Origin of the sequence: uncultured Ruegeria sp., assembly GCF_947489545.1 — a bacterium.
GTDB lineage: Bacteria > Pseudomonadota > Alphaproteobacteria > Rhodobacterales > Rhodobacteraceae > Ruegeria.
In genome coordinates, this window is the sequence record NZ_CANLDZ010000034.1 from 12616 (window position 1) to 28000 (window position 15385).

At 55.5% G+C, this 15385-nt stretch carries 2 protein-coding genes and 1 pseudogene; all 3 read right to left on the reverse strand.

The annotated features are described in order from the left end of the window. Nucleotides 1-2 precede the first annotated feature (2 nt). Complete coding sequence (locus Q1B13_RS25140) at nucleotides 3-11786, reverse strand: tandem-95 repeat protein (protein WP_299085457.1); 11784 nt, start codon at nucleotides 11784-11786, stop codon at nucleotides 3-5. Nucleotides 11787-12475: 689 nt separating this feature from the next. Beyond that, nucleotides 12476-13507 (reverse strand): ABC transporter transmembrane domain-containing protein, encoded by a 1032-nt coding sequence (locus Q1B13_RS25145; protein ID WP_366871136.1) that lies wholly within the window; start codon nucleotides 13505-13507, stop codon nucleotides 12476-12478. Between the two features lie 1182 nt (nucleotides 13508-14689). Next, nucleotides 14690-15385 (reverse strand): annotated as a pseudogene (locus Q1B13_RS25150) (DNA mismatch repair protein MutL); the annotation flags it as partial.

Sequence of the window (15385 nt, forward strand, 5' to 3'; positions counted from 1 at the left end):
CGTTACGCGTGAAACCGGAAATCGTCGGAGGACAGATCCGACACGACGACATTCTTCAGGACAATGCTGTTGTCAGTATCCAGCGTGATGGTTGTGTCGGTGCCGTCATCCGCCGCGCTGTTCAGGACGTCTGCATAGGAGGCCAGGTTGGTGACACCCCTGAATTCGATGACATCCTCCGTCCCAGCACCAGCCACGAAATCGGTTATGATATCCTCGCCAAAACCGGGATCAAAGACGAAGGTGTCGTCTCCCGATCCGCCGGTCAGGGTGTCGTTGCCATCACCGCCCGCGAGGGTGTCCATGCCCTCATGGCCAAAGAGAGCATCTTCACCGCTGCCACCCGTGAGACGATCGTCCCCCGTCTTGCCGAGAAGGGTCTCGTTGCTGCTGCTCGCAGACAGATTGAGCGTGTCGTCCCCGTCACCGCCGTCAAAGATTGTCCGGATGACCTTGTTGCCTTCCGCATCAAAGAGCTGAGAATAGATTTCAAAACCGTCAGGCGTATTAACCTGGCCATACGAATGCCAGCTGATCGCAAACCCGCCATCTTCCAGGCCGACGACATCGGGATACATCTGGTTGTGATAGATCCACTGCGTGTTCACCTGGAACTCGCCGCCGACTGTTGAGCCGTCAGCGGCGTATTTCTGACCATGAATACTGGCACCAGATCCATCCTGGCCATAAGATGTCCAGGTTGCTACAAATCCACCGTCTTGCAACCCGGACACCGAAACCCAGTACTGGTTATACTCCGTGGCGGTATTGATCTGGAATTCGCCACCTGCTGCTGAGCCATCGGCATTGTATTTTTGGCCATAGGCACCCCAGAATGCACCATCCTGATCAAAGGATTGCCAGGTGACGACAAATCCCCCGTCTTCCAGCGCCGTGATTGAAGGCTCGCCTTGTTCGCTTGCCGTGTGCGTGTTGATTTGGAACTCCGAGCCAAGGGGGGTTCCATCAGCGTTGAAACGCTGACCATAGATACCAAACAGGTCTCCATCCTGCAGCGCGGACTGCCAGCTGACGACAAAACTCCCATCCGTAAGCACGGTGACAGTTGGCCAGATCTGTTGCCCCGCAGTATGCGTGTTCACCTGGAACTCGGATCCCGATGGCGTGCCGTCCTGGCTAAAGCGCTGCGCAAAGATGCCCCCCTGATCACCATCCTGACCGTACGAATACCACACGGCAACAAACCCCCCGTCGTTCAGCGCAGCAACGTCAGGTAAGCTCTGATGTCCGTCAGTTTCGGTGTTGAGCTGAAACTCGTCTCCGACGGGCACGCCGCTTTCATCAAAGCGCTGGCCAAAAATGCCCTCGCCTGAACCATCCTGATCGGTCGACAGCCACACCACCACGAAACTGCCATCATTCAGACCGGCCGCAGAAGACAGCCACTGATCTCCGGAGGACGTCGCATTAATCACCAGTTCTTCGCCAATAGGCGTACCACTTTCGGAAAACACGCGGCCATGGACCTCATAGCCCGCAGCATCGGCCTGACTACTTGTCCAGGTGACCACATAGCCACCATTGACAAGCGCTGTGGAGCGGGCAAAGGCGCTTGTCGTGTCCGTACCGAGATTATCGCTGACCCGCTGCTCCGCTTCCAGTCTGATATTAAACTCCCCGCCATCATCCTCAAAGCGGAACGTGTAAGCACCGCCTACCCCCGCGCTTCCTCCGAGAGCGTGCAGTTCAATATAACCGTTGTCGGTTGACATCGTGTAGTAATCCATGGTGCCCGACAACGTTGCAACGGTCGATGTTGCGTCACGCACGACAGTCACATTGACGACCGGATCGTAAACATCCCCGACATCAAGGGCGAAGGTCTTACTGGTGGAAAGGTCACCCGAGTCCGTGGCTGTGACCGTTAGGACAACCTGAGTTTCGCTCTCATAATCCAGACTTTCACCGTCCTTCAGTTTCAAGGTGTTCCCCAGAACTTCGAAGCGGTCATCATCGACAGTATATGTAAACGTGTCGCCAACATCCGGATCGCTGACCGAGAGCATGCCAATCACGGCCCCGGCGTCGTGTTCCTGGACCTCTGAACCTGTCAGGGTGAGATCTTCCGGGGCATCATTGACCGGTGTGATCTCAAGCGCGAAGGTCTCGCTTGTTGCAAGTGAACCATCGCTCGCCGTCACCATGACATTCAATATGCCGTTGAAGTCCTGGGGCGGTGTGCCTGAGAAACTCTCCGCAACCGCATCAAACACCAGCCAGTCCGGCAGGGCCGAACCATCCGCAAGCGTCGCACTCAAGGTCAGCGCATCGCCATTCGGATCCTCAAATGCATTCACTGGCAGTGTAAAGCTCACGGCCTCGTCTTCTGCTGAAGAACGATCCTCCAATGCAAATGGCCCCTCAGGTGGATCATTGACTCCAATGACCTCAAGGGAGACGGTTGCCGTGCTTTGCCCGCCATTGCCGTCCTCGACGGTATAGGTGAAGGTATCCGTCAGGGTCTGGTCCCTCTCCAGGGCCCGAACAGTAGCTGCGCCGGTTGGATCGTAGCTGATGGTTCCATCGGTGTTCAGCGTCAGGATGGCCCCATATGTGCTCATGGCCGAAACCGCTGACACCGTGAGCGCGTCCCCGTCGACATCGCTGTCATTGGCCAGGAGGGTGGCGATATCAATCGAAGTGACAACATTTTCTTCGATCGGAGTGGGGCTTTGCGCAACATCATCGACTACGACAGGTGCATCATTGGTTCCGTGTACGACCACTGAAACCGTTGCGGTGTTTTGCCCGCCCTGGCCGTCCTCGACCGTGTAGGTGAAGGTGTCCATCAGGGTCTGGCCAACTGCCAGAGCCTGAATAGCGTCTGCGTTGGTTGGATCATAGCTGATGGTCCCGTTGGTGTTCAGTGTCAGGACTGCACCATGCCCACTCGTTGTGGAAACCGCTGTCATGGTCAGCGCATCTCCCTCGGCATCGCTGTCATTGGTCAGGAGGGTGGCGATATCAATCGAGATGACAGTATCTTCTGTGACCGGAGTGGGGCTTTGCGCAACATCATCGACTACGACAGGTGCGTCGTTGGCTCCGTGTACGACAACTGAAACCGTTGCGGTGCTTTGCCCGCCATTACCGTCCTCGACCGTATAGGTGAATGTATCCGTCAGGGTCTCGCCCTGTGCCAGGGCCTGGACAGCATCTGTGCCTCTTGGATCATAGCTGATGGTCCCATCGGTGTTGAGTGTTAGCGCAGCGCCGTGCGCACTCATGGCAGACACAGCCATCACCGTGAACGCATCCCCATCGACATCGCTGTCATTGGCCAGGAGGGTGGCGATATCAATCGAAGTGACAACATCTTCTGTGATCGGATTAGAACTTTGCGCAACATCATCAGTTGTGACAGGGGCATCGTTGACGGGTGTAATATCAAGCGCAAAGGTATCGCTTGCTCTGAGTGAGCCATCGCTGGCCGTCACCTTGACACTCAACATGCCGTTGAAGTCTTGAGGTGGTGTGCCCGAGAAACTCCCCGAAGCAGCATCAAACACCAACCAGTCCGGCAGGGCCGTGCCATTAGCCAGCGTCGCGCTCAAGGTCAGCGCATCGCTGTCCACGTCCGTGAATGCATTGGCTGGCAATGCAAAGCTCACAGCCTCATCTTCCGCAGAAGAGCGATCCTCCAATGCAATTGCCACAATGGGTGCATCGTTGGTTCCGTGCACAACCACTGAAACGGTTGCGACACTCACACCGCCATTGCCGTCCTCGACGGTATAGGTGAAGGTATCCGTCAGTGTCTCGCCCTCTGCCAGGGCCTGAATAGCCTCTGCGCCGGTTGGATCGTACCCGACCGTACTGATCGTCCCGCCGCCGGTGTTCAGTGTCAGGACAGCACCATGCGTACTTGTCGCGGAAACCGCTGTCATGGTCAGCGCATCTCCCTCGACATCGCTGTCATTGGCCAGGAGCGCGGCGATATCAATCAGAATGGCAACATCTTCTATGATCGGATTGGGGCTTTGAGAAACACTGTCGTCAGCCACGGCAGGTGCATCGTTGACCGGTGTAATATCAAGCGCAAAAGTGCCGCTTTCTGAAAGAGACCCGTCACTGGCCGTTACCGTGACACTCAGCATGCCATTGAAATCCTGCGGCGGTGTGCCTGAGAAACTCCCTGCAACCGCATCAAACACCAGCCAGTCCGGCAAGGCTGAACCGTCCGTCAGCGTCGCACTCAAGATCAGCGCATCACCATCCACGTCCGTGAATGCATTGGCTGGCAGTGCAAAGCTCACGGCTTCATCTTCTTCTGAAGACTGATCAGACAATGCAAGGGCCGCGACAGGCGCATCATTGACCGGTGTAATATCAAGCGCAAAAGTGCCGCTTTCTGAAAGAGACCCGTCACTGGCTGTCACTGTGACATTGACCATGCCATTGAAGTCCTGGGGTGGTGTGCCCGAGAAGCTCCCCGAAGCAGCATCAAACACCAGCCAGTCCGGCAGGGCTGCACCATCCGTCAGCGTTGCGCTCAAGGTCAGTGTATCACCATCCACATCCGTGAATGCATTGGCTGGCAGTGCAAAGCTCACGGCCGCGTCTTCTTCTGAAGACTGATCAGACAATGCCAGGGCCGCGACAGGCGCATCATTGACCGGTGTAATATCAAGCGCAAAAGTGCCGCTTTCTGAAAGAGACCCGTCACTGGCTGTCACCGTGACACTCAGCATGCCATTGAAATCCTGCGGCGGTGTGCCTGAGAAACTCCCTGCAACCGCATCAAACACCAGCCAGTCCGGCAGGGCCGCACCATCCGTCAGCGTCGCGCTCAAGGTCAGCGCATCGCCATCCACATCCGTGAATGTATTGGCTGGCAGCGCAATGCTCACGGCCGCGTCTTCCGCGGAAGAACGGTCCTCCAAGGCAATTGCCAGAACGGGCGCATCGTTGGTTCCGTGCACAATAATGAACACGGTTGCGGGGTTCTCCCCGCCATGGCCGTCACTGACGGTATAGGTGAATGTATCGGCCAGGGTCTGGCCCTCTGCCAGGGCTTGAACAGCGTCCGCGCCGGTGGGATCGTAGCTGATCGTCCCATCGGTGTTCAGTGTCAGGGCCGCGCCATGCGTGCTCATGGCAGACACTGCTATCACCGTGAGCGCATCCCCGTCGACATCGCTGTCATTGGCCAAAAGGGTGGCTGTATCAATCGAAGTGACAGCATCTTCGGTGACCGGCGTAGGGCTTTGCGCAACATCATCAACTGCGACAGGCGTATCATTGGTTCCGTGCACAATGATTGAAACATTTGCGGTGCTCTCCCCGCCATGGCCGTCCTCGATCGTATAGGTGAATGTATCCGTCAGGGTCTGACCAACTGCCAGAGCCTGAACAGCATCTGCGCCGGTGGGATCATAGCTGATCGTCCCATCGGTGTTCAGCGTCAGGGTGGCGCCATGCGCACTTGTGGGGGACACATCTGTCACCGCGAGCGCATCTCCCTCGACATCGCTGTCGTTGGCGAGAAGCGTGGCGATATCAATCGAAGTGACAGTATCTTCTGTGATCGGATTGGGGCTTTGAGCAACATCATCAGCCGCGACAGGGGCATCGTTGACCGGTGTGATATCAAGCGCAAAGGTGCCGCTTTCTGTGAGTGACCCGTCACTGGCCGTCACCGTGACACTCAGCATGCCGTTGAAGTCCTGGGGTGGTGTGCCCGAGAAGCTCCCCGAAGCCGCATCAAACACCAGCCAGCCCGGCAGCGCCGAACCATCCGTCAGCGTTGCAGTCAAGGTCAGTGCATCACCATCCACATCCGTGAATGTATTGGCTGGCAGTGCAAAGCTCACGGCTTCATCTTCCGCTGAAGACTGATCCACCAAGGCAATCGCCAGAACGGGTGCATCGTTGGTTCCGTGCACAACGACCAACACGGTTGCAGTGCTCTCCCCGCCATTACCGTCCTCGACCGTATAGGTGAATGTATCCGCCAGGGTCTCGCCCTCTGCCAGGGCCTGAACAGCATCTGCGCCGGTGGGATCGTAGCTGATTGTCCCGTCGGTGTTCAGTGTCAGGGCGGCCCCATGCGCACTTGTGGTAGAAACCGCTATCACCGCGAGCGCATCTCCCTCGACATCGCTGTCGTTGGCGAGAAGCGTGGCGATATCAATCGAAGTGACACCATCTTCCGTGATCGGAGCAGGACTTTGCGCAACATCATCCACTGCGACAGGGGCATCGTTGACCGGTGTGATATCAAGTACAAAGGCATCGCTGGCTGTGAGTGAGCCATCGCTGGCCGTCACCGTGACATTGATCATGCCATTGAAATCCTGGGGTGGTGTGCCGGAGAAGCTCCCCGCAACCGCATCAAACACCAACCAGTCCGGCAGCGCCGCTCCCCCAACCAGCGTTGCAGTCAAGGTCAGCGCATCGCCATCCACATCCGTGAACGCATTGGCTGGCAGTGCAAAGCTCACGGCTTCATCTTCCGCTGAAAACTGATCCTCCAATCGAAGTACCAGAATAGGTGCATCGTTGGTTCCGTGCACAACCACTGAAACGGTTGCGACACTCACACCGCCATGGCCATCCTCGACCGTGTAGGTGAATGTATCCATCAGGGTCTCGCCCTCTGCCAGGGCCTGAACAGCCTCTGCGCCGGTGGGATCGTAGCTGATCGTCCCGTCGGTGTTCAGTGTCAGGGTCGCGTCATGCGCACTCAAGGCAGACACAGCTGTCACCGTCAGCGCATCTCCCTCGACATCGCTATCATTGGCGAGAAGCGTGGCGATATCAATCGAGATGGCACCATCTTCCGTGACAGGCGTGGGGCTTTGCGCAACATCATCCACTGCGACAGGGGCATCGTTGACAGGTGTAACATCAAGCACAAAGGCACTACTTGCTGTGAGTGACCCGTCGCTGGCCGTCACCTTGACACTCAGCATGCCGTTGAAATCCTGCGGTGGTGTGCCCGAGAAGCTCCCCGCAACCGCATCAAACACCAACCAGCCCGGCAGGGCTGAACCATCCGTCAGCGTTGCGCTCAAGGTCAGTGCATCACCATCCACATCCGTGAATGCATTGGCTGGCAATGCAAAGCTCACGGCCGCGTCTTCTTCTGAAGACTGATCAGACAATGCAAGGGCCGCGACCGGCGCATCGTTGACGGGTGTAATATCAAGCGCAAAGGTGCCGCTTTCTGTGAGTGACCCGTCACTGGCCGTCACCGTGACACTCAGCATGCCGTTGAAGTCCTGGGGTGGTGTGCCCGAGAAGCTCCCCGAAGCCGCATCAAACACCAGCCAGCCCGGCAGCGCCGAACCATCCGTCAGCGTTGCAGTCAAGGTCAGTGCATCACCATCCACATCCATGAATGTATTGGCTGGCAGTGCAAAGCTCACGGCTTCATCTTCCGCTGAAGAGCGATCAGACAATGCGAGGGCCAGAACGGGTGCATCGTTGGTTCCGTGCACAACGATGAACACGGTTGCGGTATCCTCACCACCATTGCCGTCCTCGACCGTATAGGTGAATGTGTCAACAAGTGTCTGGCCCTCTGCCAGGGCCTGAACAGCGTCCGCGCCGGTGGGATCATAGCTGATCGTCCCGTCGGTGTTCAGCGTCAGGGTCGCGTCATGCGCACTCATGGCAGACACCGCTATCACCGTGAGCGCATCCCCCTCGACATCGCTGTCATTGGCCAAAAGAGTGGCGCTATCAATCAGTGTGACAGCATCTTCTGTGACCGGAGTGGTGCTTTGCGCAACATCATTAACTGCGACAGGGGCATCGTTGACCGGTGTGATATCAAGCACAAAGGCATCGCTGGCTGTGAGTGACCCGTCACTGGCCGTCACCGTGACATTGATCATGCCATGGAAGTCCTGCGGTGGTGTGCCCGAAAAGCTCCCCGTAACCGCATCAAACACCAACCAGTCCGGCAGCGCCGAACCATCCGTCAGCGTCGCACTCAAGGTCAGCTCATCGCCATCTACATCCGTGAATGCGTTGGCTGGCAGCGCAAAGCTCACGGCCTCGTCTTCCGCGGAAGAGCGATCCTCCAATGCAAGGGCCGCAACAGGGGCATCATTGGCTCCGTGTACGACAACTGAAACACTTGCAGTGCTCTCACCGCCATTGCCGTCACTGACGGTATAGGTGAAGGTGTCAACGAGTGTCTGTCCAACTGCCAGGGCCTGAACAGCGTCCGCGCCGGTGGGATCATAGCTGATCGTCCCGTCGGTGTTCAGCGTCAGGATGGCGTCATGTGCACTCGTGGCAGAAACCGCTATCACCGTGAGCGCATCCCCCTCGACATCGCTGTCATTGGCCAAAAGCGCGGCTGTATCAATCGAACTGACAACATCTTCCGTGATAATATTGGGGCTTTGCGCAACACCGTTTGCATCGAAAACGCGGGTTTGGATGGCAGAACCGGACGTATCACCTTGCTGCCCGTCATCGGACTGCCAGGCGATGACAAAATCGCCATTGGCGAGGGCTGTTACACTCGGATTGCCTTGATAGCCAACGGTAAATTCATTGACGCGGAATTCACCGACGATCTCAACGCCATTCGCATCAAAAATGCGGGCCTTGATCGCAGTTTGAGACGCATCACCTTGCAGCCCGTCATCAGACCACCAGGTGACGACGAAATGGCCATTGGCAAGCGCTGTCACACTCGAGGCGCCTTGAGCGTTATGGGTAAACTCATTGACCAGGAACTCGCTGACGATCTCACTTCCGTTCGCGTCAAAAATACGGGCCTTGATGGCCCAATCAGTATCACCTTGCTGCCCGTCATGAGACCGCCAGGTGACGACAAAATCGCCATTGGCGAGCGCTGTCACACTCGGGTTTCTTTGTTCGTTATTGGTAAACTCATTGACCTGGAATTCACTGGCGATCTCAACGCCATTCGCGTCAAAAATACGGGCCTTGATGGCAGTAAGATCAGTATCCCCTTGCTGCTGGTCAAGAGACTGCCAGGTGACGACAAAATGGCCATCAGCAAGTGCTGTCACGCTCGGGTTGCCTTGTTCGTCACTGGTAAAGCCATTGACCAGGAATTCACTGACGATCTCGTTACCATCCGCATCAAAGATGCGGGCCTTGATGGCAGTACCAGACGTATCCCCTTGCTGCCCGTCATGAGACTCCCAGGTGACGATGAAATTGCCATTGGTGAGTTCTGTAACGCTCGAGGCGCCTTGAGCGTTACTGGTAAATTCATTGACCTGGAACTCGCTGACGATCTCGTTACCATTCGTATCAAAGATGCGGGCCTTGATGGCAGTACCAGACGTATCCCCTTGCTGCCCGTCTTCAGACGTCCAGGTGACAACGAAATGGCCATTGGCGAAGGTGGTAACATTCGGGTCGTGTTGAGCGTTGTGGGTAAATTCATTGACTTGGAATTCACTAACAATCTCAACGCCGTTCGCGTCAAAAATACGGGCCTTGATCGCAGAGCCGGACGTATCGTCTTGCTGCTGGTCAAGAGACCGCCACGTGACAACAAAATGGCCGTTAGCGAGGGCAGTAATGCTCGGGGTGCTTTGAGTGTCATTGGTGAACTCGTTGACGCGGAATTCACTCGTGCCAACAATATCATGACCCGCGACAGGCGCATCATTGACCGGTGTAATATCAAGCGCAAAAGTGCCGCTTTCTGAAAGAGACCCGTCACTGGCTGTCACTGTGACATTGACCATGCCATTGAAGTCCTGGGGTGGTGTGCCCGAGAAGCTCCCAGAAGCCGCATCAAACACCAGCCAACCCGGCAGGGCTGCACCTCCAACCAGCGTCGCGCTCAAGGTCAGCGCATCACCATCCGGATCTGTGAACGCATTCGCCGGCAGTGCAAAGCTCACGGCCTCATCTTCCGCGGACGACTGATTGGACAATGCAAGTGCCAAAACAGGGGCATCGTTGGCTCCGTGTACGACAACTGAAACACTTGCGGTGCTCTCCCCGCCATTGCCGTCACCGACGGTATAGGTGAATGTGTCCGTCAGGGTTTGGCCCTCTGCCAAAGCCTGAACATCATCTGCGCCAGTTGGATCATAGCTGATGGTTCCATCGGTGTTCAGCGTCAGGATGGCGTCATGCGCGCTTGTGGCAGACACAGCTATCACCGTCAGCGTATCCCCCCCGTCGACATCGCTGTCATTGGACAAAAGCGTGGCTGTATCAATCAAACTGACGGCATCTTCCGTGACAATATTGGGACTTTGAGCAACACCATTCGCGTCAAAAACGCGGGCCTTAATGGCCCAACTAGACGTATCGCCTTGCTGCCCGCCATCGGACCCCCATGTGACGACAAAATGGCCATTGGCGAGGGCTGTCACACTCGGGTTGACTTGATCGAGATGGTTAAATTCATTGACCAGGAATTCACTGACGATCTCGTTACCATGCGCATCAAAGATGCGGGCCTTGATGGCCCAACCAGTATCGCCTTGCTGCTGGTCATAAGACTCCCAAGTGACGACGAAGCCGCCATTGGCGAGTGCTGTTACGCTCGAGTGCCATTGATTGTTATTGGTGAATTCATTGACCAGGAATTCACTGACGATCTCGTTACCATCCGCATCAAAGATGCGGGCCTTGATGGCAGAACCAGAAGCATCCCCTTGCTGCCGGTCATTAGACGTCCAGGTGAAGATAAAATTGCCATTGGCGAGCGCAGTAACGCTCGAGGCACTTTGATCGCTATCGGTAAATTCATTAACCTGAAACTCACCGACAATCTCGACACCATTCTCATTGAGAATACGGGCCTTGATGGCAGAAGCAGACGTATCCCCTTGCTGCCCGTCATCAGATGTCCAGGTAACGACGAAATCGCCATTGGTGAGGGTTGTTACACTCGAGCCGATTTGGCCGCCATTGGTAAACTCATTGACCAGAAATTCATTGACGACCTCAACACCGTTCGCGTCGAAAATACGGGCCTTGACAGCGGCACCAGACGTATCGCCCTGCTGCCCGTCATCAGATGTCCAGGTAACGACAAAATTCCCATTGGCGAGGGCTGCAACACTCGGAATCCATTGAAAGCCATCGGTGAATTCATTGACCAGGAATTCACTGACAATCTCAGCGCCATTCGTATCAAAAATACGAGCCTTGATGGCTTTGCCAGAGGTATCACCCTGCTGCTGGTCAAGAGACTCCCAAGTGACGACGAAATACCCATCGGCGAGGACCGTAACACTCGGGCGCGTTTGATTGTCATTGGTAAACTCATTGACCAGAAACTCGCTGACAATTTCAATGCCGTCCGCGTTCAAAATACGGGCTTTGATGGCCGAACCGGACGTATCGCCTTGCTGCCCGTCCTTAGACGTCCACGTGACGACAAAATGGCCATTGGCGAGGGCTGTAACACTCGGGTTACTTTGAGTTTCATTGGTGAATTCGTTGACACGGAATTCACTCGTGCCAACAATATCATCAAGCGCGACAGGGGCATCGTTGACAGGTGTAATATCAAGCGCAAAGGCATCGCTGGATGAAAGAGACCCATCGCTGGCCGTCACCGTGACATTCAATATGCCATTGAAGTCCTGCGGCGGTGTGCCCGAGAAACTCCCTGCAACCGGATCAAACACCAACCAGTCCGGCAGGGCTGCACCACCAAGCAGCGTCGCACTTAAGGTCAGTGCATCGCCATCCGGATCTGTGAACGCATTCGCTGGCAGTGCAAAGCTCACAGCTTCATCTTCTGCTGAAGACTTATTGGGCAATATAGCTGTCAAAACAGGTGCGTTGTTCAAAACGGTCATTTCTTTATCCAATTCAAGCTGGTGGGCTGCTGTGATTGCCCGCAAATGCGGCCACTCAATTCGACTCTCAACCAACAGTGGAACCAGATCGCTGAATTGGAAAATACCGGGATTCTATATTTAAATAGACATCAGCTATGGTGGCCCCCGCGCTGTCAGGCTTGCAATTTGCCAACACGGCCAACCAAACAGCCCCACAAGTACCATTGTAGAGCCGGAAATCTGCAATGGTCTTCTGGTCAAGGCGAGTTGCCCAGTCAGCCATATCAGTGCGACGTTCTGCCCGCCATCACGTTCCAACCAATGGCTGGAAGGGGATGCAATCTAGATAGCCCTAGAGGAAGAGCTTGAGCAGAACTGCTGGATGATACCCGGGGCGCACGCACTCGATCAAGCGCATGTCGGGTGAAACAAACCGTCGCCAGATCCAGTTCATCAACAAAAGGTCCATGACACGGACCAGATGATCCTAGCAGGTTCAGTGCTCCAACCGTTCCGGAAAGAGCGTGGTCTGCACCCTGTCGAGACCTTCGATGAAACCCAACATGCTTGCCTCCGCCTGCCCTTCGGAAAGGCTAACATGTCTGGGAGCTTTCACACAGCCTCGGCCCATTCCTGCCGTTCGCCTTAGACATCCGTCGCTGCGGTGCGGCCTGTCGAAGGAGACATTCGCTGCGACTGAAAAAAACTCAACGCAAGCGCTTTAGCCAGCGTTGTTTTGCCGGACCCACTTTTGCCAGACTACCGGCTCCCGGCGGGATGACCGTCAGGGCATTGGCCTCCAATCGGGCCTCAGGCATTGGGAGTTTGGTTCTTGCGGCCTCGGGCGGTGTCTGCTCCAGAAACCGGTTCAGAGAGGTCCAAGCCGTCCGCGCCCGCTCAATCATGCCCCACTGCCTGACCGCCTGCTCAACCAGCGCCAGTGCCCGGCCCAACAGGATTGATCCTGCGATCATTGCCCCCGGGGTCAGCTCATTGCGCAGCACCAGCCACGCCCCCAAGGCCAGCATGGCCGATTGCAGGAAAAGCCGCAGTGATTTGGTCAGGGCAGTAAAGCTGCCGGTCCAGTCACTGGCTGCAATCGTCTGACGCAACGCCTCCGTGCGCTGCCGCAACCAGCGCAGGGAGATATCGCCCTGCATGCCCTGCGCGCGCGCCACCTTGCGGTGGGTCAGCATCTGGTTCAGCAAGGCAATCAAGATCAGCAGGACCGCGCCACCCACTGACAACCATCCCAGCAGCGGATGGAACACAAAGATCGCCGCCAAAAACACCGGTGTCCAGGGAATGTCCATTACGGCCAACAACACCGGCGACGCACAGAGGAATTGAATGGATTCCAAATCGCGCAGGGCTGTGGCTGGCGCCGATCGCGCCTGTGGATGCAGCGACCGGCGCATAGTGGCGTCAAACACGCGCTCGTCCAGTTGCGACTGAAACCGCGCGCCAAACCGCGCCACAATACGCCCCCGCGCAAAATCCAGCATCGCCATCAGGCCGTAGAGCAGAGCGACCAGCAGGAACAAAGCCGTCAGAGTTTCGACGGCACGCGAGGACAGAACACGGTCATAGACCTGCAACATGAACAACGGTTCCGTCAGCATCAGCAGGTTGACAAAAACGCTGAAGAGCAATGCCAGTGCCAGGAAGGTCAAACCCTGATTGCGGGCCTCGCGTAGTTCATGTCGGGCGGGTTGAGAAATAAAGGATTGAGGCTTCATGAGTTAGGTGGCTCTAATTTTTGCGTAGGGGTTCAGTTTTTAGCCCGGTCGCATTTCCAAGAATTTTTGCCCCAGATACTGCTGATATGGGAACTCTTTGATAGAAATAGACAATTTTTCTTTGCGGCTGCCGCAGCGGAGCACCAAGTAGGATTTCTGGATGCACTATTTGTGCCTTTGGTAAGCACCTTGGGGTCAAGGTAGGTCTAAATTTGCTCAGAAAACGTTGATTCAATTCGTGCAGTTCGCCGCTCACAACAGCTCTTGACCCTGGTTGGCTGATAGCGCTGAAACGGGCCCCACAATACAAGCAAGGAAGCAAGCCAAAATCGTCGGCGGTAAAGGCCGAGACCGTTCGTCATTGGAGAGTGAGGCAGGCGGGGAACCTTCTTCCCAGTTTCTAAAGTCGGTCAATTTTGATCATGCCCATTTATTTATTCAGCGGACCAATGCACTACTCGTATTGATACCATTTCCTTCAGGACGCCGCTTACCTCACACGGTATTTTTGTAACGAGTACATTCAACGACCTTGCGCTGAAGTTCCAATTCCCAACTTCTATTTAATGATAGATTTTGACTATGCTTCGGAGGTGTTGAACCCAACGGGCCACCTTCAATTGAGTTCTGCGAGCAATCACCAAACGAAATCACATACTGTACTCATCTACTGGCTTGTGCCTGGCCAGGTCTTAAGTGAAGCCCCGTTTTTTTCGGGGCGCGGAGAATTGTGGAGATACCGAAGCGTAACCACGTGAGGCTTAAGTCAGCATCCTAAATGGTCAGCGAGGCGAATTCCTTTCTCCTTGGGATTGCCGTCTCAGGTAAGATCACACCCCCCTCCCCAACCGCACCAACACCAGAATCCAATCAATCCGGTTGGAACGATAGGAAAATTTATGGTGTTTCTGCAATCTGCACAGAAACTAAAACAAGACTTCACGCACATCACCATCAACTCCGGCCAGCGACCCGTTGCCCGCCAACACGCCCAAGTTCACGCTTTCCCTTTGGCTGAGCGGGTGTGTACGCTACTGCCATACCGTCTATCAACATGGCGACAATTGCCATCAACGAAAGCCAATTTGAGGGCAAACACAACACCACTGTAAGCAGGCAGAGCACGCAATACACAAATGTCTGGAAACTGAACTGTCAGAGACTGTGAACCTGTTGAGGTTTTCAAGTTCTACCAAAGAGCTTTTCAATATCGGCAAGTTTCAGTTCCACATAGGTTGGCCGCCCGTGGTTGCACTGGCCAGAATGAGGTGTTGCCTCCATTTCACGTAGCAAAGCGTTCATTTCTTCTGCGCGCATCCAACGCCCCGATCGAATAGATCCGTGGCAAGCGACACGACTGAGGATGGCATCAATCTTTGCTTGTACGATTTGGCTTTCACCTTGGTCTGAGAGCTCGTCCAAAACGTCGAGAAGTAGGGAGCGCGCATCGACTTCACCTAAAATAGCGGGCGTCTCTCGCACAGCGATGGCACTTCCCCCGAATTGTTCGATGGTCAAGCCCACACCACTAAGCTCCTCAGCCATTTCCATTAGTCGAGAGCAATCTTCATCCGAAAGCTCCACGATGTCCGGAATCAAAAGTACCTGGGCAGCGATGCCATCTTTCGCCATCTGTTGTTTAAGTTTCTCGTAGACCAGTCTTTCATGTGCCGCATGTTGGTCTACGATCACCATGCCATCAGATGTTTGCGCGATAATGTAGTTTTCATGCACCTGCCCGCGGGCAGCACCAAGCGGAAGGCTTTCTGTTGGCACTTCAGCTTCTTGGGTAGGCGCTGGGTCAGATGCGGGAGAACTCTCTTGAACGCTGAGCTCCGGAGTGTTTCCACTCAGCTCATTGGCAAAGTCTTCAAACGC